We start from the raw sequence: 23,029 nt of genomic DNA, 5'->3' as shown, positions 1-23,029 counted from the left end.
CTACCATTCCCCGATGCGCCTGCCAATCCCGACCTTTTTCGCCTTCGCCACCCTCATGCTCATGGGCAGCCTGTCGGCCATCGCCCAGACACCGTCCCTGGTCCCGACGCCGCCCCAGCCCCGCGCCTGTCCGGCCGAAGTGCCCGCCGAATCGCGCTGTTACACCGGCGAAGACGGCCAGGGAGCGTTCTACTGGATCGCCCTTCCCGCGCAATGGGACCGCGGCGTGCTGGTCATGCACGCCCACGGCGGACCGGCCGACACCGGGCCAGCGAAGCCGGAACGCGCCACCGAAGACCTGCAGCGCTGGGCCATCACCGTGAAAGCCGGCTACGCCTGGGCCGGCTCGACCTACCGGCGCGGCGGCTACGGCATCACGATGGCGGCCGAAGACACCGAGCGGCTGCGCACCATCTTCGTGCAGCATTTCGGTCCGGCGCGGCGCACGATCCTGCACGGGCAGAGCTACGGCGGCGGGGTCGCCTCAAAGGCGGCCGAACTGTACGCCACCGTGGACGGCCGGCCCGGCCCCTATGACGCCGTGCTGCTGACCAGCGGCGTGCTGGGCGGCGGCTCCGTGGCCTATGACTTCCGCCTCGACCTGCGCGTGGTCTACCAATGGGTCTGCCAGAACCACCCGAAGGCCGATGAACCCCCGTACCCGCTCTGGCGGGGCCTGCCCATGGACGCAAAGCTGACGCGTGCGGAGCTGGCCGAGCGCGTGGACGCCTGCACCGGCGTGCGCAAGCCCGCAGCGCAGCGCACCGAGCAGCAAAAGGCCAAGCTGGCCACGATCCTCAACGTGATCCGGATTCCCGAGGGCTCACTGATCGGCCATCTGAACTGGGCCACCTGGCTGTTCCGCGACCTGGTGCAGCTGCGCCTGGACGGGCGCAACCCGTTCGGCAATGTCGGCGCCCGCTACCAGGGCTCGGCCGACGATGCCGCGCTGAACGCCGGGGTGGCGCGTTATGCGGCCGATCCACAGGCCGTGGCCGCGCTCGCCCGCGACAGCACGCCCACCGGCCAGGTCCGTGTGCCGGTGCTGACGCTGCATGCGATCCACGACCCCACCGCCTTCGTGGAACTGGAGTCGGCGTACCGCGAGACGCTGGAGGCCGCCGGCCAGGGCGAACGGCTGGTGCAGACCTTCAGCGAGGAATCCGAGCACAGCTACCTCGGCGACGCACAGTACCCGGCGCTGTTCGCCGCGCTGCTGGACTGGATCGACCACGGCGTGAAGCCCACGCCGGAATCCGTGGCCGCGCGCTGCAACGCCTTCGAGGCGAGCTATGGCCCGGGCTGCCGCATCCGCCCCGGTTACCGGAGCCCGCCACTGGCCAGCCGTGTGACACCGCGCCAGCCCTGAGGCGCCAGGCGCCGGACCCGTTCAGCGTCCGGCGCCTGGCCCGCTCAGCCCGGCCCGCCCGATGACGGCTTGACGTTGCATTCACGGCGCAGCAGCGCCAGCGCGTCCTTGAGTTCGTAGTCGTGGTCGCTGCACAGCGTGGCCTGCGCTTCCTCGACGAACCCTTCCCAGAGGTCGGCGTAATCGTCCTGGTTCGCCAGCGGGGCGTGGTCGCGGATGAAGGCGCGGGCCAGGTCCGGCTGCAGGCCGGACTTGCGGATCTTGCGCACCAGCGAGGCCGCGCCTTTCTCCGTCAGCAAGGTCTTGGGCGCCGCACCGGCGGCCACGCCGAGCAACAGCGTCAGCAGCGAGCTGTCATCCGAATGCCCGCCAGTGAGCTGGTGCCAGGCCTCGGAGGCGGAGCGATCGTGGTGGTCGACCTCGCTCAGGCCGTCCTCGATCCAGAAGTAGCGCCCGATGAAGGCCGGCGTCTGGTCGAACAGCTTGCGCACCGGCACGCTCCCATCCAGGATGCGCGGCAGGTCGGCCAGGATCGACTGGCGCACCGCCTCCACGACCCCGACAAAAGCCTGCGGCAGCTGCGGCGGCAGCGCCATCGTGACACCCGCTGCGCGGGTGGCCAGGCTCTTCTTGCCCTTGGCCGGCGGATTGCCGCCGCCCGCCTGCCGGCGCAAGGCGGCGATGGTTTTCTCGAAACCCACCCAGTCGGGCATGCGGCTGCCGCCTGTGGCCAGGGTCAGCAGCACGGTGCGGATGACCGCCTCGGCGTCCGGCGCGGCGTCTTCCAGATCGTCGGCGTCCAGACCGAGTTCGTCGGCCAGCCAGACGGCGGCATCGATCACCTGCGCCGCCGCGGTGCGCTGCATCAGCTCGGCGCGGTACTCGGCGATGCTGCGCAAGGTCCATTCGCCAAGCAGCGGGATGTGCTTGTCGGTGAAGCCACCGCGCTCGTTCATGCCGAAATGGCTGTTCTGCGGCATCGCGATCAGCGCTTTCAGCAGGTCCGAACCATTCTTGGAGCGCGACAGCAGGGAGTGGTCCCGCAGGGCCTCGGCCGCCCGGCGCAGGTCGCCACCGCTGCTGTGCTCCAGCGACAGGCTCACCAGGTTGACCAGGCGCGCACGGGCCTTTTCCAGCTCCGGACGCAGGTATTCGCTACCGAAGTAGCGCGCGATCTGCACCATGCCCTTGGGCGCATCCGCGCGGATGGCGTCCAGCCTGGCGCTGTTGATCAGGCCGTGCTGCACGCCGTAATGCAGCGCCTTTTCGAAGAACGGCCGCGCATCGTGCAGCGCGACGGCGGAAGGGGCAACGGCTGATCGGTGCGGCATCGTCGGCGACAGGCTGCTCAGATGGCGGACTCTTCGTCCGGGTCCTGCGCCACCGGGGTGGCGCGTCCGCGGTCGGTGTCGGCCAGGTCGACCTTGCCGTCGTCCTCTTCCGCGTCCTCGTCGTCCAGGCCCAGGTCATGGGCACGGGCCTTGGCGCGCAGCACCAGCAGCATCTCGATGAACAGGTCGGGCAGCTCGTAGCGCAGGATCCAGGCCAGCTCCATCCAGTCCTGGTCGGCCACCTCGTCGCGCTCGATGCGGGCACGGGCGTAGGTGGCGCCGCGCAGCGTGGCCTCGGAGACGATCTCGCCATCGTCCTCGACGGTGTCGAACAGGCCCGTGCGGGCAAAGGCCTCGACGCGGCTCCACTTCTCGGAAAAATAGTCGGCCAGCGCCTCGCTGCCTCCTTCGAGGTCACCGATGGCCGTGAGGAACTCGATCGGGTCGGCGTCCTCGCGGAAGATCACCGCGTTCATCATGCCGCGCAGGTGGGTGCGGGTCAGGTCCTTGTACTGCTTCTCGATGACCACCGCGCGCGCAAACTGTGCGGGCGTGACCAGCAGGTTGATGACCGAATCCTTCGAGTTGTCGTACTCGCGGATCACGGCCAGGATGTCCTTGGGCTGCAGCTGCTCCAGCACCACCATCAGGGCGCCATCGCCTTCGGTGTCGGCCAGGTCGGCCAGTGCGGCCTCGGCGCCGGAGATGTCGCCGGCGGCAATCAGGCTTCGGGTCTTTTCGATCAGGGCTATCTGGTTCATGTCGGTCGGTCTGAATGTGAAGCGGGAGCCCGGCGGCTCATTCCTTGCGGTCGAAGCCCTGCTCGGCCAGCCATTCGGCGCCGGCCTCTTCGTTGATGCGGTCGGCCTCGGCATCGTCCGTGTCGCCGTCCCCGAACGGGTCCTCGCCTTCGGCGCGTGCAGGGCCCTCGCCATCAGCCTCGTCGATATCGGCGGCCTCGCCGGCCCCGGCCGGCAGCGCCACGCGGCGGCCCTGCAGGTATTCCAGTGCGGCCGCGACCGTCAGGAACCACTCGCCGGCGGGCTGCTCGCGCACGACGGCGGCCAGGTCCTGCGCCCACGGGTGAAGTTGCACGGAGGCGAGCACGTCGTCCCAGTCGGGAAACTCGTCGGCCTCCAGCGTCAGCAACTGCTCCATGACGGCCGGCTCGCGGAACTGGAAGCCACGGTGAAACACCACGGCCACCATCTCGGGGCTGAGCTCCATCATCTGCGCCAGAAAGCCGATTTCGCGGCGCTTTTCGCGCAGGCGCTGCTGCAGCACGTCGCGCCCTTCGGAGTCCGTGGCCAGGTCGTCCAGTTCCGACTGGTAGGCCGCGTGGAGCTCAAGGAAAAAGGGGGTCATGGTCATCGGGGGGTCTGCTCCAGCACGGTGTCGAAATAGGTCTGCCAGATGGCGCGCGCGGATTCGAGCGGGTCGTCCAGCAGGTTGCGGCGGCGGTTGTCGTCGTAGGCCTGGCGGCTGGCCTCGTCGGACAGCACGTCGTAGGCGGCCTGCACGGCCCGAAAGCGCGCCGGCGCATCCGGTGAGGTGTTGCGGTCGGGGTGGTAGCTGGAGGCCTTCTGGCGGAACGCCCGCTTGATATCGGCCAGCGTCGCATCCGCAGCCAGCCCGAGCATCGCATAGTGGTCGCTCACCGCAGCACCTCGTCCTGGCGGGCTGCGGTGAAGGCTTGCGTGGGGCCCAGCGGCGCTGCGCTCATGCCGCAGCGGCCTTGCGCCGCGCCTTCCAGGCGCCGAACAGGACCACCACACCGGGGATCAGGATCATGGCCCAGATGATCTTGCTGAGGTTCGCCTGCACCCAGGGCAGGTTGCCGAACCAGTACCCGGCAGCTGTCAGCCCCACCACCCAGATCAGCGCCCCGACGACGTTATAGGCGGTGAACTTGCTGCGCGTCATCTCGGCCACACCGGCCACAAAGGGGGCGAAAGTCCGGATGAAGGGCATGAAGCGCGCCAGGATGATGGTGATGCCGCCGTAGGTTTCGTAGAACTGGTGCGCCTGGTCGAAGGCCCGCCGGTTGAACCAGCGCGAATCCTCCCAATGGAACACCTTGTGCCCGAAATACCGCCCGATGCTGTAGTTGACCTGGTCGCCCAGGATGGCGGCCACCACCAGCAGCCCCATGGCCAGGCGAATGTCCATGAGTCCGGCCCCACACAGCGCCCCTACCACGAAGAGCAACGAATCCCCCGGCAGGAAAGGCATGACCACCAGGCCGGTCTCCACAAAGATGATCACGAACAGCAAGGCATAGACCCAGGCGCCGTAGGTCTGGACAAAAACCTCCAGGTGTTTGTCCACGTGAAGGATGAAATCGATCAGAAAAGTCACAAGCTCCATGGGGGGGATTATCCCTGCCCCCTAGAATTCCCCCGTGAACCCCGCCTTATCCCCTGCCGCGCGGCGCCCGATCCGCGAACTGCCCGACGAACTCATCAGCCAGATTGCCGCCGGCGAGGTGGTGGAGCGCCCGGCCTCCGTGGTGCGCGAGCTGCTGGACAACGCCCTGGACGCCGGTGCCACGCAGGTCACGCTGCGCCTGCTGGCCGGCGGCGTGCGGCTGATCGCGGTGGAAGACGATGGCGCGGGCATTGCGCGCGAGGAGCTGTCCACCGCGATCAAACGCCACGCAACCAGCAAGATCGCCAGCCTGCACGACCTCGAATCCGTGGGCACCATGGGCTTTCGCGGCGAAGCGCTGGCGGCCATCAATTCGGTGTCGGAACTGGCCCTGCTGTCGCGCATGGCCGGCGACGCCAGCGCGCACCTGCTGGACGGGCGCACCGGCGAGCTGCGCCCGGCCGCGCGCGGCACCGGCACCACGGTCGAGGTGAAGGAACTGTTCTATTCCACCCCAGCGCGCCGCAAGTTCCTCAAGACCGACGCCACCGAGCTGGCGCACTGCATCGAGGCGGTGCGCCGTCACGCGCTGGCGCGGCCCGACGTGGGTTTTGCCGTCTGGCACGAGGGCAAGCTGGTCGAGCAGTGGCGCGCCACCACGCTGGAACGGCGCCTGGCCGATGTGCTGGGCGAGGATTTTCTGGCGCAATCCATCGCCGTGAACTACAGCGTGGGCACAGTGCGCGTGAGCGGCCGCGCCGGCCTGCCTGACGTGGCCCGCGCCCGCGCCGACCAGCAGTTCGCCTACGTCAACGGGCGCTTCGTGCGCGACAAGGTGCTGACCCACGCGGCGCGCAGCGCCTACGAGGACGTGCTGCACGGCCAGCGCCAGCCGGTGTATGCGCTCTACGTCGAGATGGACCCGACGCGGGTCGACGTGAACGTGCATCCGACCAAGATCGAGGTGCGCTTTCGGGACAGCCGCGAGATCCACCAGGCGGTGCGCCATGCGGTTGAAAATGCGCTGGCCGTGCCGCGCGCCCAGGCCCTGGCCGCGCAGATGGCCCCTGGCGAGGTTCTGGTGGCGAGCCCGGCAGGATCCGAAGGCCCATTCAGCCCTGTTTTTGAATCGAATCGGCCTAACCCCAGCGTCAAATGGTCACAACCCGCTATCAATTTTGCAAACCCTTCAGGCAGCCGGGTGAGCGATCTGGAGGCCCTCTGGCCCGTGCGGCCCGCCGCAGGTGAGTCCCCGCCCGCCTTCAGCGCCCTCACGAGCGACCAGACAGCAGCGACATCCGGATCGGCCTCGCCTGGCGAGCCGACGGTCTGGCCCCTGGGGCGGGCCATCGCGCAGCTACACGGCGTCTACATCCTGGCGGAAAACGCCCAGGGCCTGATCGTGGTCGACATGCACGCGGCGCACGAACGCATCCTGTACGAGCGGCTCAAGCAGCAGATGGACGAGGCCCGGCTCAGCAGCCAGCCGTTGTTGATCCCGGCCACCTTTGCCGCCACGGCACAGGAAGTGGCCACCGCCGAGGCCAGCGCCGAGGTCCTGCACACCCTGGGGCTGGAGATCACCCCGTTCTCCCCCCGCACCCTGGCCGTGCGCGCGGTGCCGACCACGCTGGCCCAGGGCGATGCGGTGGAGCTTGCGCGCAGCGTGCTGGCCGAACTGGCGCAGCATGACGCCAGCACGGTGATCCAGCGCGCACAGAACGAATTGCTGGGCACCATGGCCTGCCACGGCGCCGTGCGTGCCAACCGGCGCCTCACGCTGGACGAAATGAATGCGCTGCTGCGCCAGATGGAAGCCACCGAGCGTTCCGACCAGTGCAACCACGGCCGCCCGACCTGGCGCCAGCTGACGATGCGCGAGCTCGACGGCTTGTTTCTGCGCGGGCGCTGAGGCCGCGCCACCCCTGGGGGCTTCGGCGGCCTTCAGGCGGCGTAGGCGTAGACCGCCACGAAATGGCAAGTGGTGCCGGCCATCACGAACAGGTGCCAGACAAAGTGTCCGAAGCGCCAGCGCGCATCGGCGGCAAAGAACACCACCCCCGCCGTGTAGGCCAGGCCGCCCGTCACCAGCCAGGCCAGCCCAGCGGCCGGCATGCTCGCAATGAGCGGCTTGATCGCGATCACCACCAGCCAGCCCATCAGCAGGTACAGGCCGGTGGACAGGTGCGGATGGGTGATCCGGTTCATCACCTTGAGCGTCACGCCAATCACGGCCAAGCCCCAGACCAAGCCGAACAACGTCCAGCCCCAGGCGCCGCGCAGCACGCCCAGCGTGAACGGTGTGTAGGTGCCTGCAATCAGCAGGAAGATGGCGCCATGGTCCAGCAGTTGTGCCACCTGCTTGGCACGGTTGCGCGGCAGCGCGTGGTAGACCATGGACGCGCCGTAAAGCGCCACCATCGACAGCGCGAACACGCAGGCCCCGGCGATGAAGGCCGCATCCCCGCGCGCCACCGCCGACGCGATCAGGAACGGCGTGGCCACCATTGCGGCCAGCAGGCCGACACCATGACTCACGCTGTTGGCGATTTCCTCGCCCAGCGACTGGTGGCGCGGGGCGGGTGACGGGTTCCGGGCAGCGATGGACATACCGGCCCATTCTGCGCCCTTTCGCGGCGCGGCGCCCCGCATCGATCTGGTACGCTCAGCTCGATGCCTCCCACCTCCCAAGCCCCGGCAAAGACGGCCACCGCATCGGCCATGTCGCCGGGACTGATCGTGCTGCTGCTGTCCCTGCTGCTGGGGTTGCAGGCGGTCACCACCGACCTTTACCTGCCGGCGCTGCCCGCGCTGACCGAAGGCTTCGGTGCCTCGATGGCGCAGGCCCAGCTCACCCTGACCGCGCTGCTGCTCTCGTTCGGCCTGTCCCAGTTGGTCTGGGGGCCGCTGTCTTGCGCTTCGAAGAGACCGTGCCCCCCGCCAACCGGCGGGGCATGCACCCGGTCTCACTCGCAAAGACCTGTTTATTGGGGTCCTTTTATTGGGGTCAGACACTGATTTCCCTCTGATTGACCTCGAGACCATCGTTGCAGCAGATCCAGCCGGCAGACCATATCCGATCAGCAGTGCCGCCGGGCACCCCCCGCCCACCCACCAGAACCCCGCTTCGCGCCGCCCCCGCCAAGGCAACCCATGCCCACCCAACCCAGCGCAGACGGCGTCTTCACAACCAGCCGCCTCTTCCCCTTCACGCCCGCGCAAGTCTTCGCGGCGTTTGCCCATCCCGAGCGGCTCGGGGCCTGGTGGGGGCCGGACGGCTTCAGCAATACCTTCGAGGTCTTCGAGTTCAAGCCGCAGGGTCGGTGGACGTTTGTCATGCGCGGGCCGGATGGCACCCACTACCCCAACGACTGCACCTTTCTTGAAGCGTCGCCACAGCGCATCGTCATCCGGCACGTCACCGCGCCGCACTTCACGTTGACCATCACCTTGACCGAGGCCGATGGGCAAACGCGTCTCGACTGGCGCCAGGCCTTCGATGACCCGCGCGTGGCGACCGCCGCGGCGCCCATCGTGGTGCCCGCCAACGAACAGAACCTGAACCGCCTGCAGGCGGTGCTGCTGGCTACGGGTGCGTCGTCAGCGTCCCAAGCCGAGCCTTGAACGGGACGGCAACCATGCACCGGCTTGAACTGCGCATTCCCCCGCTGGTGCTGGTGGCTATCTTTGCGGCGGCGATTGTGGCGGCGTCGGTCTGGATGCCGCTGGTCCGCGTCCCGGTGCCGGGGCATCGGGCCCTGGCCGTATTGCTGATTCTGGCGGGCCTCGGTGTGGCGCTGGCGGGGGTGCTGGCTTTTCGCCGCGCGCGCACCACGGTCAACCCGATGGCGCCGCAGCGCGCCACGACGGTGGTGCGCACCGGCCTCTACCGGCTGAGCCGCAACCCGATGTACCTGGGCATGGCGCTGGTCCTGCTCGGCCTGGCAGCCTGGGGCTCGGCGCTGACGGGCTACGCGCTGGTGGCCGCGTTCTGCGGATACCTGACCCGCTTCCAGATCAAGCCCGAGGAGCGCGCCCTGCTGCAGCGCTTCGGACCCGAATTTGCCGACTACATGGGCCAGGTGCGGCGCTGGATCTGAGTTCCGGGGCCGTCGCCGGACATTGGGAGGCATTCTTGATGGAAAAATGGCCTGATCCCAGCGTGAAATGGTCACCACCCGCTATTGTTTTTGCATGGACCCGATGCACGGCGAACGACCGCAAGGGCTATAGTGGTGCGCGTCGTGCCGGCGGCCCTGTCCACCGGCCTCTCGTCCATCCCTCTGACCACAGGTTCCATGAAACTCCTCATCCTCGGCGCCACCGGCAACATGGGCCAGCGGCTGCTCGCCCAGGCGCTGGCGCGCGGCCACGCCGTCACCGCGTTCGTGCGCAACCGCGCCAAGCTTCAGCAGCAACTGGGCACGGCCGTGCCGCCCGGCCTGACGGTCTTCGAGGGCGACGTCAACGACGCCACCGCACTGCGCGCCGCCATGACGGGGCAGGACGTGGTGATCAACTGCGCCGGTTACGTGGCCGACGGCGCGGCGTTCATCGAACTGGTGGACCGCGTGGTCACGCAGGCCGAAGCCGCGCTGGGGCCGGGCGGGCGCCTGTGGCTGTTCGGTGGCGCGGCCGCGCTGGATGTGCCGGGCACGGACATCATGGGTGCGGACCTGCCGGGAGTGCCGGCGCTCTACAAGGCGCACCAGACCAACTACCGGCGGGTGGCGGCCTCCAGGCTGGATTGGTCGCTGATGTGCCCGGGGCCGATGGTGCCCTCCAGCACCGGCCAGGCCCGCAGCGACCTGCGAATCTCCAAAGACGTCTGGCCCTTTCCCCGGCCGGGCTACACCCGCTGGCTGCCGCGCATCGCGACCTCGCTGGCGTTCAAGAGTCACGCGCCGGAGCTGATCGTGTCGTATGACGATGTGGCCGCGGTGCTGCTCGACCACCTGCCAGCCGGTGGCCGCTTCAGCCGCGCGCGCGTGGGCGTGGCGCTGCCCGAGGGGCAACGCGGCGAGAAGGTTTATGAGCAGGCGGGCAAGACGGTGAAGATCGGGTAACCGTCTCCCGCTCAGAGCGCCAGCGTGATCGTCTGCCCGCGCGCGCGGGAGCAGCAGCTCATCATGCGGGTGTTGGCGGCGCGCTCCGCCTTGCTCAGCACCTTGTCGCGATGGTCCGCGTCGCCGTCGAGCACTCCGACCTCGCAGGTGCCGCACAAACCCTCGCCGCAGTCGCAAGGCACGTCGATGCCGGCGGCCTGCAGGGCCTGCAGGAGGGTCTGGTCGGCGGCCACGGTCACCGTGGTGCCGGAGTCCTTCAGCACCGCCTCGAACGCGTGCTCCTTCGCCGGGTCCAGCAGCGAACCCTCAGTGCTGAAGTGCTCGACGTGCAGCGTGCCCTCGGGCCAGCCCTCGCCCAGCGCCTGCATTGCGTCAATCAGGCGCTCGGGCCCGCAGCAGTAAACCTGCGTGCCCTCACCCATATTGGCCAGCAGCGCTTCGAGCTGCATGCGGGAGCCTTCCTCGCTGACATGCAGCGACAGGCTGGCGCCATGGTCGCGCTGCACGAGGGCCAGCAGCGCCATGTGCGCACGCGAGCGGGCCGCGTAGTGCAGCGCGTAGGGCTTGCCCAGCGCCTTCAGCCGGTCGGCCATGGCCAGGATGGGCGTGATGCCGATGCCGCCGGCGATCAAGATGTGGTGCTGCGCCGACTCGTCGAGGCGGAACAGGTTCTTCGGGCCGGCCAGGTGGATCGTGTCGCCCACGCCCACGGCGTCGCAGAAATGCCGGGAGCCGCCGCGCCCCTGGGCCTCGCGCAGGATGACCACTTCGAGCACCGAGCGGTCATCGCGGATGCCACAGAGCGAATACTTGCGGCGGAAGCCTCCGGCCACCAGGTCCACATGCGAGCCGGCGGACCACGCCGGCAGCGGACGCCCGCGCGGATCCGCCAGCACCAGGCGCACCAGGCCCTCGCCTTCCTCATGGCGCTCGCGCACCACCACGGCGCGGGTGATGTCGTCCTTGACCGGCGCGCCGATCTTGAAGGACAGCGGCTTGTCCAGGATGGCCGGGTTGGCGCGCTCGGGGTTGCGGCGCGGGTCCCACTCCACCCACAGCTCGGCGGGGCCGCGAAACGAGGTGTTCAGCAAAAAATCGAAGCTTTGCCCCTCCACCAGCCGGATGTGCGGCAGGCGACGGGTGAATTCCTCCAGAAAAACCCGCATCTCCATGCGGCCGATGTTCTTGCCCATGCACTGGTGCGCGCCGTAGCCGAAGGTCAGGTGTTCCACCGAGTTGTCGCGATAGAGGTCCACTTCCTGCGGGTTCTCGAAATGCCGGGCGTCGAAATTGGCCGAGGCCTGCACGATCAGCAACTTGCCGCCCTTGGGGATCGCCACGCCGCCCACCGAGGTGTCGGCGGTGGCGATGCGCCGCCAGGCAATGATGGAGCCGGCCACGCGCAGGCATTCCTCGACCGCGTTGGGAATCAGCGCCGGGTTCTCGCAGATGGCCTCCCAGGCCTCGCGGTGCGTCAGCAGCGTCATGAAGGCGTTGGCCGTGGCATTCGACGTGGTCTCGTGCGCGGCCGCCATAATGGCCATCATCATGGAGCGCAGGTAGCTCTCGGTGACGATGGCCGGGTGCAGGTGGTGCTGGCGGATGGTCTCGTACATCCAGCCCTCGCCATCGGGCCAGGCCATCATGTCTTCGAGAATCTTCTGCGCCACCTGCCAGAAGCGGCCGACGTTCTCGGCCACCTTGAGCTGCTCCTCGGGCGTGGGCCGGCCCCAGGTGTTGAGCGTGTGAGCCACGGCGAACTGGCGCAGCTGCTCCGCGCCCTCGTCCGGCACGCCCAGGAAGTGCAACGCGATGGTCAGCGGGATCTCGTAGAACATCTCCGCCACCAGGTCGGCGCGGCCTTTGTCCAGAAAGCGGTCCATGTACTGGCGCGCCAGCGCGCGCACAGCGGGCTCGTGCCGGGCCAGCGCCTCGGGCAGGAAGGCGTCCATCAGCAGGCGGCGGCGCTCCATGTGGTCGGGCTCGTCCTCGTTGACCATGGTGCGGTTCATCGCGTAGCCGTAGCGCTGCAGGATGGCGGCGGCCTCAGGCGGCGCGGGGGTGATCTTCTCCAATGCGATCGAGGGCGAGAACAGGATGTTGTCGCGGAATACCGCCTTCACGTCGTCATAGCGGGTGACGACCCAGTAGCCCAGTTCGGGGCTGTAGAACACGGGCTCCTCCTCGCGCGCCCAGGCCAGGGTGCCGGCCGGGTCGCGCTGGTAAGCGAGGGAAAACGGGTCGAACGCGGCGGCGTTTCCGGAGATGGGGCAGCCGGTCGGCGAGAGGCGCTGGGCAGCGTGGTCCACGGGGCAGGACATGGGGCGGTCTCCTATCGTTCGGGTTGAATCGGGCCACAGTGCGCCGCTGCGCGGTTCGCGGGCATCGCCGCGCGGCTAGGGCGCATCGCGCTCGAACACCGCGATGCTCTCCACATGCGCGGTGTGCGGAAACATGTTGACCACGCCGGCCTGCACGCAGCGGTAGCCGCCCAGGTGCACCAGCAGGCCGGCGTCGCGGGCCAGTGTGGCCGGGTTGCAGCTGACGTAGACGATGCGCTTCGGGGGCGTCCAGTGCTCGGCGCCGGGCGGCAGCGGCGGCGCGTCTTCGGCGCCGATGCGCGCCTGGTGCAGGTCGGCGACGGCCTTGGCCAGGGCGAAGGCGCCTTCGCGCGGCGGGTCGACCAGCCACTTGTCGGCACTGCCATCGGCCACCAGCATGGCCGGCGTCATTTCGAAAAGATTACGCGCTACAAACCCGGTAGCACACAATGACCGTTTCGCGCTGGGACCGGCCTTGTTTTTCTCATAATTCTCCCGGGAGCGGGCCACCAGGGTCTCGCTGCCCTCGATGCCGAGCACTTCGCGCGCCTGCGTGGCCAGCGGCAGCGTGAAGTTGCCCAGGCCGCAGAACCAGTCGATGACCCGTTCGTGCTTTTCCACCGCCAGCAGGCGCAGCGCGCGCGACACCAGCACGCGGTTGATGTGCGGGTTGACCTGGGTGAAGTCGGTGGGCTTGAACGGCATGGTGATGCGGAAGTCGGGCAAGGCATACGCCAAAATGGTGCCCCCTTCATCGAGCAAATGCACCGTATCGGGGCCTTTTGGCTGCAGCCACCATTGCACGTCATATTGCACCGCAAAGGTGCGCAAGCGGGCCAGATCATCCTCGGACAAGGGCTCCAGATGCCGCAACACCAGCGCCGTAACCGCGTCACCGCCGGCCAGTTCGATCTGCGGGCAGGTCTCGCGCGCGTCCAGGCTGAAGATCAGCGCGCGCAGCGGCATCAGCATGGCGTCGACGTGAGGCGGCAGCACCGGGCATTCCCGGATGTCCGCCACGTAGCGGCTCTTGCGCTCGTGAAAGCCCACCAGCACCTCGCCTTTCTTGTGCACGTAGCGCACCGACAGACGCGCGCGGTAGCGGTAGCCCCAGGTCGGCCCTTCGATCGGGCGCAGCAGGGTTTCGGCGCGCACCTTGGCCAGGTGCCAAAGGTTGTCTTCCAGCACACGCTGCTTGACGGCCACCTGTGCGGCCGCGTGCAAGTGCTGCATCTTGCAGCCCCCGCAGGCGCCGGTGTGCAGGCCAAAATGCGGGCAGCCGGGGCGCACCCGCTGCGAGGACTCCTGGTGGATGGCCGTGACGGTGCCCGCCTCCCAGTTGTTCTTCTTGCGGTGCACGTTGACGCTGACCACCTCGAACGGCAGCGCGCCTTCGATGAACACCACCTTGCCATCGGGCTTGCGGGCAATGCCCTGGGCCTCGATGTCGAGGGAGTCGACCTTGAGCCACCCGGCGGGCAGGGCCGGCGATTCGGCGGGGGCGTCAGGGGCGTGGGGGGTCGGAACAGGCGCGCAAAGGGTTTCTTCGGTCATGCCCGGATTGTCTCAGGCCGGCGCGTCGCCGGCCCGGACACAGCCGCAGCGGATCAGCCCACCGCGGGCACGAGGAAGTCGCGGCTGATGCGACCGCCCAGCCCGTTCACACGGTCCAGGAACTGGGTCAGGAAGGCATGCAGGCCGGTGGCCAGGATCTCGTCGATGCGGGCAAACTGCAGGTCGGCGCGCAGGCGTCCGGCATGGCGCAGGGTGTCGCTATCTTCGTCGCTCGCCACCAGCCGCAGGTTGCTCACCACCTCGTTGAGGCTGGCGTGCAGCGAGCGCGGCATGTCGGGGCGCAGGATCAGCAGCTCAGCCACGCGCTCGGGCTTGATCACGTCGCGGTAGACCTTGCGGTAGATCTCGAAGCCGCTGACGCTGCGCAGGATGGCGCTCCAGTGGTAGAAATCGTATTCCTGTTCATGCTCGCCGACTGTGCCCATGAAGTCATTTTCGACGGCATGGAACTTCACATCGACCAGGCGCGCGGTGTTGTCGGCGCGCTCCAGGAACGTGCCCAGGCGCATGAAGTACAGGGCTTCGTCCATCAGCATCGTGCCCACGGTCACGCCGCGCGAGAGGTGCGAACGGAACTTCACCCATTCGAAGAATTTGCCCGGATCGCGCTCGAATTCGCCGGTCTTGAGCATGCGGTTGACCTCGAGCCAGGTCTGGTTCTGGGTCTCCCAGACCTCGGTGGTCAGCGTGCCCCGCACGGCGCGCGCGTTCTCGCGGGCGGCCCGCAGGCAGGAGATGATCGACGACGGATTGTCCTCGTCGCTGACCATGAACTCCATCACGCTGCGCGCATTGACGTCGCCATGCAGCGCGGTGTAGGCCGGCAGCAGCTCGCTGATGGACAGCAGCCCCTGCCAGCCCGCCTCGGCCGCGCTGGCCGACTGGGGCAGCAGCGAGGTCTCGTAGTTGACGTTGAGCATGCGGGCGGTGTTCTCGGCCCGCTCGGTGTAGCGGGACATCCAGAACAGGTGGTCGGCGGTACGTGACAGCATATTTATTCCTCAAACTTCCAAGATCCAGGTGTCCTTGGTGCCGCCGCCCTGCGACGAGTTCACCACCAGGGAGCCCTCCTTGAGCGCCACCCGCGTCAGCCCCCCCGGCACCATCTGCACATGGCGTCCCGACAGCACGAAGGGTCGCAGGTCGATGTGGCGCGGGGCGACGCCCGACTCCACGTAGGTGGGGCAGCTCGACAGGCTCAGCGTGGGCTGGGCGATGTAGCCCGCCGGATTGGCCAGCACGGCCTTGCCGAAGTCCTCGATCTCGGCCTTCGTCGCAGCCGGGCCGACCAGCATGCCGTAGCCACCCGCGCCATGCACCTCCTTGACCACCAGGTCCTTGAGGTTGGCCATCACGTACTTCAGGTCGTCCGGGTTGCGGCACATGTACGTGGGCACATTGTTCAGGATGGGTTTTTCGCCGAGGTAGAACTCGATCATCTTGGGCACGTAGGGGTAGATCGACTTGTCGTCGGCCACCCCGGTGCCCACAGCGTTGCAGATCGCCACATGGCCGGCGCGGTAAGCCTCCATCAGGCCGGCACAACCCAGGGTGGAGGTCGGGCGGAACACCTGGGGATCGAGGAAGTCGTCGTCCACGCGGCGGTAGATCACGTCCACGCGCTTGGGGCCGCGGGTGGTGCGCATGTAGACGAAACTGTCCTTGACGAACAGGTCCTGGCCCTCGACCAGTTCCACCCCCATCTGCTGCGCCAGGAAGGCGTGCTCAAAGTAGGCGCTGTTGTACATGCCGGGCGTGAGCACCACCACCGTGGGCTCGGCCGTGGTGCTGGGGGCGCTGGCGCGCAGGGTATCGAGCAGCAGGTCGGGGTAATGGGCGACCGGGGCCACGCGGTTCTGGCTGAACAGTTCGGGGAAGAGCCGCATCATCATCTTGCGGTTTTCCAGCATGTAGCTCACGCCGCTGGGTACGCGCAGGTTGTCTTCGAGCACGTAGTACTCGCCCTTGCCCTGGACATCCGGGGCGCGCACGATATCGATGCCGCTGATGTGCGAATAAATGCCGTTGGGCACGTCCACCCCCATCATTTCGGGGCGGAACTGGGCATTGCCCTCGATCTGCTCGCGCGGCACCACGCCAGCCTTGAGGATCTCCTGGTCGTGGTAGACGTCGTGGATGAAGCGGTTCAGCGCCGTGACCCGCTGCACCAGGCCTTTTTCCATGCTGCGCCACTCGTGCGCGGGAATGATGCGCGGGATCAGGTCAAAGGGGATCAGGCGCTCGGTGCCCGAGCCGTCCTCGTCCTTGGCGCCGTAGACGGCAAACGTGATGCCGACACGGCGGAAGATCATCTCGGCCTCGTCGCGGCGCGAGCGCATCACGGTGTCCGGCTGGCCGGCGAGCCACTTCGCATAGGCCTCGTAGTGGGGCCGCACGCCCTGCCCGGACCCCTGGCTCTGGCTCTGTCCGCCCTGGGACTGTGATTGACCCGTTCCCTGTGGGGTCAGTTGGGCATACATCTCGTCGAATTTCAGCATTGCATGTTCTCCTACGCACAGGATAGCAAGTTGCGCGCCAGCTTGGTGCACAAACGGCGCCACCTGATGCCGATCGTCCGGCTGGCCTCACCCCTTCTTGATCCGCATCAATCAGAGAAGCATCAGGCCGGGTTCAGCGCACAAAGTGATGCCAGTAGCGCCGCGCCACATCGCGCTGGCAGGCCACCGCGTCCGGGCTTGAGGACGTCCAGGTGGCCGCGCCACAGCGAGCCGACTCGACGACGCGGATCGCGCGCTCGCGGTAACGCTCCAGCACGCCCGGCGCCGGGTGACCGAAGCGGTTGCGGTACCCGGCCTGGACCAGCACGACGCCCGGCTGCACCGCATCCAGAAACGCGGGGGTGGACGAGGTCTTGCTGCCGTGGTGCGGCATGAGCAGCAGATCGGCGCGCAGGCTGTCGCCCGAAGCCACCAGCCGCGCTTCCTGCGCCGCCTCGATGTCGCCCGCCAGCAGCGCGGTGCGCCGGCCGTTGCCGATGCGCAGTACGCAACTCATGGCATTGGACCGGGCGCCGCTGTCGTAGTCCGCCGCTTGCGGGTGCAGGAAATCGAATGTCACGCCATCCCAGGTCCAGCGCTGGCCGGCCATGCAGCGCGTGGCAGCGCGCGGCGCCTGCAGCTCGTGGCTGTCTTCGATCGAACTCAGCAGTTCGGCCTGCGGCTGCATGGCCAGAACGGCGCGGGCGCCGCCGGTGTGGTCGGTATCGCGGTGGCTCAGCACCAGCGTGTCCACCCGCTCGTCCAGCGCGCGCAGCAGCGGCACCAGCACGCGGTGGCCGGCGTCGCTCTCGGCGGAGAAGCGCGGCCCGGCGTCGTAGACCAGGGCATGGCCGGCGGTGCGCACGAGCACCGCGTTGCCTTGCCCGACGTCGGCCGCCAGAAGTTCGAATTCACCCGGCGCAGGACGCGGCGCCTGCCACAACAGCACCGGCAACAAAAGCGGCAGACCCAGTGCCCGCACGCCCCAGGGCAACCGCGCGGCCAGCAGCACGCCGCCGGTCACCCCTGCTACGCCGGCCCACAGGGGCGCGGCGGCCATCGACACCGTGGCAAACGGCAGGCTGGCGAGCCATCCCAACAGCGCCGCCAGCGGGCCCAGTGTCCAGGCGGCGAAGTCCCACAGGGCCGGCAGGACCACGCCCGCCAGCGCCAGCGGCGTGACCACCAGTGTGATCCACGGAATCGCCAGCAGGTTGGCCACCAGGCCCACCACCGAGACCTGACCGAACAGCAGCAGGCTCAGCGGGGTCAGCGCCAGCGTCACCACCGCCTGCTCCCGCAGCAACTGGCGGGTTTTATGGAAAAAATAGCCCCATCCCAGCGTCGAAGGGTCGTCTTTAGCTCCTGAATCCGTAGCAAACAACACCCCGACGGCGACGAAACTCAGCCAGAAGCCGGCCTGCGTCAACGCCCAGGGATCCACCGCGACCACGACCGCGCAGGCCAGCAGCCAGACCGTCGGCCAGGGCCATTGCCGCCCCCTCAGGCGCAGCGCTGCCACCGTGGCCAGCATCACGATCGTGCGCTGGGCCGGCACCCCCCAGCCGCTGAACACCGCATAGGCGGCTGCCAGGGCCACGCCGCCGATCAGCGCCGCGGCCGGCGCGGGCAGCCACAGGCAGAGCCGCCATCCCCACAGCGCCGAGCGCCGCCACAGCGCGCCGATCAGCGCCGCAGCCACCCAGGCAAACAGGGTGATGTGCAGCCCGGAAATGCTCATCAGGTGGGCCACGCCGGTGGCGCGGAAGATGTCCCAGTCGGCGCGCTCGATGGCGGCCTGGTCGCCCGTGACCAGTGCGGCCAGAATGCCCGCGCTGCGCGCACGCTCCGGGCTCCCGTCGCCGACGCGCGCCAGGATGGCGTCGCGCACCGACTGGCGGGCCTGCTCCACCGGGTGTGCCCAGGTCGTGGCCAGGCGCTGCGGCGGCAGGTCTTTCAGGCTCGAGCGCACGTATCCGGTGGCCTGCAGCCCCTGTTCCCAGAGCCAGAGTTCATAGTCGAAGCCATGCGGATTGAGGTTGCCGTGCGGGGCTTTAAGGCGCGCCGTCATCTGCCAGCGCTCCCCGGGGCGCAGGTCGGCCGGCTGACGCTGCAACTCCAGCGTCGCGCCATCCGCCGCCACGGCGGCGCCGCCATACCAGCCCAGGAGCACCCGCCGCGGAACGGCCACGGCAGCGCCGTCCAGCGTGGCGGCCTCAATGTCGAAGCGGAAACGCACGCCGGCCTCGTTGCGTTGCGGCATGGCCCCCACCTGGCCGACCAGTGTCAGGTCACGCCCCTCCAGCGCCGGGCTCAGACCCTGCTGCGCATACACCGTGGCGCGCCAGCCGCACAAGCCGAAACCGATGGCCGCTGCTGCGAACGCCAACAGCAACCGGGCGACCCAGGCAGGGTTTTCCGATGGCCAGGGGCCCGCCCGGCGCGCCAGCACCGCCCACGCCCAGCCGCCAAGGGGTGCCGCGAACAGAGCCGCGTACACCCAAGCCGCCCACAACTGCGCCTGCTGCAATTGCAGCGCATGGCCCGCCACGAAACCGGTCATGACCACCGAACCGGCCCAGAGCCCGCCACTGGCGCGGGTTTCGTCCGGATTCAGGGGGTCGTGCATCACGCCATGCTAAACGGACATCGACACAGAGCGGTCGACTGGCTCGGGTCTTGCTAGGATCGGGTACCCGCCCCGGCGCATCCGTGCGCCCGGCTGCCTGACCGATTTGAACCGAACCCACCCGAGACGCGAATGTCCATCCACGCCGCCCTGAACCACGTCACCCACTACAAATACGACCGCCCGGTCACGCTGGGGCCCCAAGTGGTCCGCCTGCGCCCGGCGCCGCACTGCCGCAGCAACATCATTTCGTACTCTCTCAAGATCGAGCCGGTGGGCCATTTCGTCAACTGGCAGCAGGACCCGTTTGCCAACTACCAGGCGCGCCTGGTGTTTCCCGAAAAGGCCACCGAGTTCAAGGTGACGGTCGACCTGGTGGCCGAAATGGCGGTCTACAACCCGTTCGACTTCTTCCTGGAGCCCGACGCGGAGGAGTTCCCCTTCACCTACGCGCCCGAGCTCAAGCAGGAGCTGGCGCCCTACCTGATCACCGAGCCGGCCACGCCGCTGGTGCAGGCCTACCTGGACAAGATCGACCGCACCAAGCGGCGCAGCGTGATCTTCCTGGTCGATCTGAACCAGATGGTGCACAAGGACATCAACTACACCATCCGCATGGAGCCTGGCGTGCAGACGCCCGAGGAGACGCTGGAGCTGGGCTCCGGCTCCTGCCGCGACTCCGGCTGGCTGCTGGTGCAGCTGCTGCGCCACTGCGGCCTGGCGGCGCGCTTCGTCTCGGGCTACCTGATCCAGCTGGCGCCCGACGTGAAGAGCCTGGACGGCCCCAGCGGCACCGAGGTCGATTTCACCGACCTGCACGCCTGGTGCGAGGTCTACCTGCCTGGCGCCGGCTGGGTGGGGCTGGACGCCACCTCGGGCCTGCTGGCCGGTGAGGGCCACATCCCGCTGGCCTGCACCCCCACCCCGTCAAGCGCCGCGCCCATCGAAGGCGGGGTGGACGAGTGCGAGGTCGAGTTTGCCCACCACATGCAGGTCACGCGCATCTATGAATCCCCGCGCGTCACCCTGCCCTACACCGACGAACAATGGGCCGACGTGATGGCCCTCGGCGCCAAGGTCGACCAGGAACTGGTGGCCGGCGACGTGCGCCTGACCATGGGCGGCGAGCCCACCTTTGTGGCCGTGAACGACCGCGACGCGCCGGAATGGAACACCGACGCCCTGGGCCCGACCAAGCGCGGCCTGGCCAGCGAGCTGGTGCACAAGCTGCGCGACGAATACGGCCAGGGCGGCTTCCTGCACTTCGGCCAGGGCAAGTGGTACCCCGGCGAGCAGCTGCCGCGGTGGGCCCTGTCGATCTGCTGGCGCGCCGACGGCCAGCCGATCTGGAACGACCCCTCGCTGTTTGCCGACGAGCGCGAGGCCCACACCTACACCGCCGAAGATTCGCAGCGGTTCATCCAGGCCCTGTCGCGCAAACTCGGCCTGAGCGACCGCTTCATCGAGCCCGGCTACGAAGACACCTGGTACTACCTGTGGCGCGAGCGCCGCCTGCCGGTCAACGTGGACCCGTTCGAATCGAAACTGGAAGACGAGATGGAGCGCATCCGCCTGCGCCGCGTCTTCACCCAGGGGCTGGACACTGTCGTCGGCTACGTGCTGCCGCTGCAGTGCAACCCGCCGGTCGGCCCCGGCCTGGCCGGTCCGCTGTGGACCACCGGGCCGTGGTTCTTCCGTGACGAGCGCATGTACCTCTTTCCCGGCGATTCGCCGATGGGCTACCGCCTGCCGCTGGATTCCCTGCCCTGGGTCAGCAAGGCCGACTACCCCTACCTGATCGAGCAGGACCCCTACGCCGCCCGCGACGCCCTGCCCCAGGCCACGACGCTGCGTGCCCAGTACAACACCGTGCAGGCCGGCCCGGACGGCGCCGGTGGCTATGCGGCCCACACCACCGGCGGCGGCTTTGCCGAAGGCGGCGTGGTGGCGGTGCAAGGCCAGGGCCATGGCAGTGGCGCGGGCCCTATCAGCGCCGAGCAGGCCAACTGGCGCGGCGAGATCCAGCCGTCGCACGCCCAGCTCAGCACCGACGCCACGCGCGCACCGCAGCGCCAGGAGTCCGCCCACTGGATCACCCGCACCGCGCTGTGTGTCGAGGTGCGCGACCCGATGCGCGCCAACGGCCCGAAGGCCGAGGCCGAGCACGGTGGCAAGAGCGGCGTGCTGTACGTCTTCATGCCGCCGCTGGCGCGCCTGGAGGACTACCTGGACCTGGTCGCTGCGGTCGAAGCCACGGCAGCAGAGCTGCGCATGAAGATCGTGCTCGAAGGCTACCCGCCGCCGCGCGACCCGCGCCTGAAGCTGCTGCAGGTCACGCCCGACCCGGGTGTCATCGAGGTCAACATCCACCCGGCCCACAACTGGGGCGAGCTGGTGCAGCACACCGAGTTCCTGTACCAGGCGGCGTTCGAGACGCGCCTGTCGGCCGAGAAGTTCATGACCGACGGGCGCCACACCGGCACCGGCGGCGGCAACCACTTCGTGCTCGGCGGCGCCACGCCGTCCGACAGCCCCTTCCTGCGCAAGCCCGAGCTGCTGGCCAGCCTGATCCTGTACTGGCACAACCACCCGTCCCTGAGCTACCTGTTCAGCGGCATGTTCGTCGGCCCGACCAGCCAGGCCCCGCGCGTGGACGAAGCCCGCAACGACCAGCTGTACGAGCTGGAGATCGCGCTGCACGAGGTCTATGCCAACCGCGAGCGCTTCGGCACCGACATGCCTCCGTGGCTGGTGGACCGCACGCTGCGCAACATCCTGGTGGACGTCACCGGCAACACGCACCGCAGCGAGTTCTGCATCGACAAGCTCTACTCGCCCGACAGCTCGACCGGCCGCCTGGGTCTGCTGGAGCTGCGCGCCTTCGAGATGCCGCCGCACGCCCGCATGAGCGTGGCGCAACAGCTGCTGCTGCGCGCCCTGGTGGCGCGTTTCTGGAAGGAGCCCTACCGCGCGCCCGTCACCCGCTGGGGCACCGAACTGCACGACCGCTTCCTGCTGCCGACCTTCATCCAGATGGACTTCGCCGACATCATGGCCGAGATGCGCCAGGCGGGTTATGCCTTCGACGACGCCTGGTTCGCCCCGCACTTCGAGTTCCGCTTCCCGCTCGTCGGCGAAGTCAAGAGCATGGGCATCGAGCTCACGCTGCGCAACGCCCTGGAGCCCTGGCATGTGATGGGCGAGGAAGGCTCGTCCGGCGGCACCGTGCGCTACGTGGACTCGTCGCTGGAGCGCATCGAGGTGCGCGTGACCGGCCTGAATGAGAGCCGCTACGTCATCACCTGCAACGGCCGCCCGCTGCCCATGCAGTCCACCGGCACCACGGGTGAGTTCGTGGCCGGCGTTCGCTACAAGGCCTGGAACCCGCCGTCGAGCCTGCACCCGTCGATCGGCGTGCACGCGCCGCTGACGTTCGACATCGTGGACACCTGGATGAAACGCTCGCTGGGCGGTTGCCAGTACTTTGTCGCCCACCCGGGCGGGCTGAACTACGAGTCCTTCCCGGTCAACTCCTACGAGGCCGAGAGCCGCCGGCTGTCCCGCTTCACCCGCATGGGCCACACCCCGGGCCTCATGAGCGTGCCGCCGGCCAGCATCGACGTGCCGGGCAGCCGGGAATTTCCGTTCACGCTCGACCTGCGGCGCCAGTTGTGAATGCGCGTGCATCGATCGTCTGACGCATAAGCTGGTGTTTTCAGACCCTACCCATCGTCAGATGGACGTTATTTGCTACTCTTTTGATAGCTATGCAGGCGCGAGAGGAAGCGGTGCGTTCGCCCGCCGGCCGCGTCCCGATCACGGGCAATCCGGGTAAGCCCCAGCCCACCGGATGCGACAATCGACTGCTGTGGA

Annotated in this window: 17 protein-coding genes and 1 pseudogene; 7 read left to right on the top strand and 11 right to left on the bottom strand. The window is 68.4% G+C overall.

The genetic code is table 11. The features are described from left to right. Positions 1 to 13 precede the first annotated feature (13 nt). A complete protein-coding gene (locus ACMUOY_RS11185; RefSeq protein WP_413892799.1) occupies positions 14 to 1,369 on the top strand; it encodes an alpha/beta hydrolase family protein in 1,356 nt (451 codons plus the stop codon). 44 nt (positions 1,370 to 1,413) lie between these two features. Here the strand turns inward: ACMUOY_RS11185 and ACMUOY_RS11180 are convergent, their stop codons facing one another. The 5 genes from ACMUOY_RS11180 to ACMUOY_RS11160 form a co-directional block, all read right to left on the bottom strand. Then, entirely contained in the window at positions 1,414 to 2,700 is a 1,287-nt protein-coding gene (locus tag ACMUOY_RS11180) for a hypothetical protein (protein ID WP_413892798.1), read from the bottom strand. 17 nt (positions 2,701 to 2,717) lie between these two features. Then, on the bottom strand, positions 2,718 to 3,461 hold the full coding sequence (locus tag ACMUOY_RS11175) for a hypothetical protein (protein ID WP_413892797.1): 744 nt from the start codon (positions 3,459 to 3,461) through the stop codon (positions 2,718 to 2,720). A 37-nt stretch (positions 3,462 to 3,498) separates the two neighbouring features. Further along, positions 3,499 to 4,071 (bottom strand): hypothetical protein, encoded by a 573-nt coding sequence (locus tag ACMUOY_RS11170; protein WP_413892796.1) that lies wholly within the window; start codon positions 4,069 to 4,071, stop codon positions 3,499 to 3,501. Beyond that, complete coding sequence (locus ACMUOY_RS11165) at positions 4,068 to 4,358, bottom strand: J domain-containing protein (RefSeq protein WP_413892795.1); 291 nt, start codon at positions 4,356 to 4,358, stop codon at positions 4,068 to 4,070. Before ACMUOY_RS11165 ends, ACMUOY_RS11170 begins: the two co-directional genes overlap by 4 nt. A 61-nt stretch (positions 4,359 to 4,419) precedes the next feature. Further along, entirely contained in the window at positions 4,420 to 5,067 is a 648-nt protein-coding gene (locus ACMUOY_RS11160) for a DedA family protein (RefSeq protein ID WP_413892794.1), read from the bottom strand. A 34-nt stretch (positions 5,068 to 5,101) separates the two neighbouring features. Between ACMUOY_RS11160 and mutL the strand changes: the two genes are divergently transcribed. After that, the gene (gene mutL / locus ACMUOY_RS11155) at positions 5,102 to 6,979 is read left to right on the top strand and encodes a DNA mismatch repair endonuclease MutL (RefSeq protein ID WP_413892793.1); all 1,878 of its coding nucleotides are present in this window, start codon (positions 5,102 to 5,104) and stop codon (positions 6,977 to 6,979) included. 32 nt (positions 6,980 to 7,011) lie between these two features. Here the strand turns inward: mutL and trhA are convergent, their stop codons facing one another. Further along, positions 7,012 to 7,677, bottom strand: coding sequence for a PAQR family membrane homeostasis protein TrhA (gene trhA / locus ACMUOY_RS11150; RefSeq protein WP_413892792.1), 666 nt, complete (start codon positions 7,675 to 7,677; stop codon positions 7,012 to 7,014). Positions 7,678 to 7,788: 111 nt separating this feature from the next. Between trhA and ACMUOY_RS11145 the strand changes: the two are divergent. The 4 genes and pseudogenes from ACMUOY_RS11145 to ACMUOY_RS11130 all read left to right on the top strand — a co-directional run. After that, positions 7,789 to 7,980: pseudogene (locus ACMUOY_RS11145) on the top strand (Bcr/CflA family drug resistance efflux transporter); the annotation flags it as partial. A 240-nt stretch (positions 7,981 to 8,220) separates the two neighbouring features. Beyond that, complete coding sequence (locus tag ACMUOY_RS11140) at positions 8,221 to 8,691, top strand: SRPBCC domain-containing protein (protein ID WP_413892791.1); 471 nt, start codon at positions 8,221 to 8,223, stop codon at positions 8,689 to 8,691. A 14-nt stretch (positions 8,692 to 8,705) separates the two neighbouring features. Next, complete coding sequence (locus ACMUOY_RS11135) at positions 8,706 to 9,167, top strand: methyltransferase family protein (protein ID WP_413892790.1); 462 nt, start codon at positions 8,706 to 8,708, stop codon at positions 9,165 to 9,167. A 198-nt stretch (positions 9,168 to 9,365) separates the two neighbouring features. Then, entirely contained in the window at positions 9,366 to 10,133 is a 768-nt protein-coding gene (locus tag ACMUOY_RS11130) for an NAD(P)-dependent oxidoreductase (RefSeq protein ID WP_413892789.1), read from the top strand. Positions 10,134 to 10,144: 11 nt separating this feature from the next. Here the strand turns inward: ACMUOY_RS11130 and ACMUOY_RS11125 are convergent, their stop codons facing one another. The 5 genes from ACMUOY_RS11125 to ACMUOY_RS11105 form a co-directional block, all read right to left on the bottom strand. Next, entirely contained in the window at positions 10,145 to 12,454 is a 2,310-nt protein-coding gene (locus ACMUOY_RS11125) for a cytochrome P450/oxidoreductase (protein ID WP_413892788.1), read from the bottom strand. 75 nt (positions 12,455 to 12,529) lie between these two features. Continuing rightward, the gene (gene rlmD / locus ACMUOY_RS11120) at positions 12,530 to 14,008 is read right to left on the bottom strand and encodes a 23S rRNA (uracil(1939)-C(5))-methyltransferase RlmD (RefSeq protein WP_413892787.1); all 1,479 of its coding nucleotides are present in this window, start codon (positions 14,006 to 14,008) and stop codon (positions 12,530 to 12,532) included. A 53-nt stretch (positions 14,009 to 14,061) separates the two neighbouring features. Next, positions 14,062 to 15,021: an alpha-E domain-containing protein gene (locus ACMUOY_RS11115; protein ID WP_413892786.1), complete on the bottom strand. Its 960-nt coding sequence runs from the start codon at positions 15,019 to 15,021 to the stop codon at positions 14,062 to 14,064. 9 nt (positions 15,022 to 15,030) lie between these two features. Next, positions 15,031 to 16,527, bottom strand: coding sequence for a circularly permuted type 2 ATP-grasp protein (locus tag ACMUOY_RS11110; RefSeq protein WP_413892785.1), 1,497 nt, complete (start codon positions 16,525 to 16,527; stop codon positions 15,031 to 15,033). A gap of 133 nt (positions 16,528 to 16,660) precedes the next feature. After that, positions 16,661 to 19,156: a DNA internalization-related competence protein ComEC/Rec2 gene (locus ACMUOY_RS11105; RefSeq protein ID WP_413892784.1), complete on the bottom strand. Its 2,496-nt coding sequence runs from the start codon at positions 19,154 to 19,156 to the stop codon at positions 16,661 to 16,663. 132 nt (positions 19,157 to 19,288) lie between these two features. Between ACMUOY_RS11105 and ACMUOY_RS11100 the strand changes: the two genes are divergently transcribed. Then, positions 19,289 to 22,831: a DUF2126 domain-containing protein gene (locus ACMUOY_RS11100; RefSeq protein WP_413892783.1), complete on the top strand. Its 3,543-nt coding sequence runs from the start codon at positions 19,289 to 19,291 to the stop codon at positions 22,829 to 22,831. Positions 22,832 to 23,029: the final 198 nt, after the last annotated feature.

Source organism: Candidatus Skiveiella danica (genome assembly GCF_022705245.1).
Lineage (GTDB): Bacteria > Pseudomonadota > Gammaproteobacteria > Burkholderiales > Burkholderiaceae_C > Skiveiella > Skiveiella danica.
This window is presented reverse-complemented; position numbering and strand designations above follow the sequence as displayed.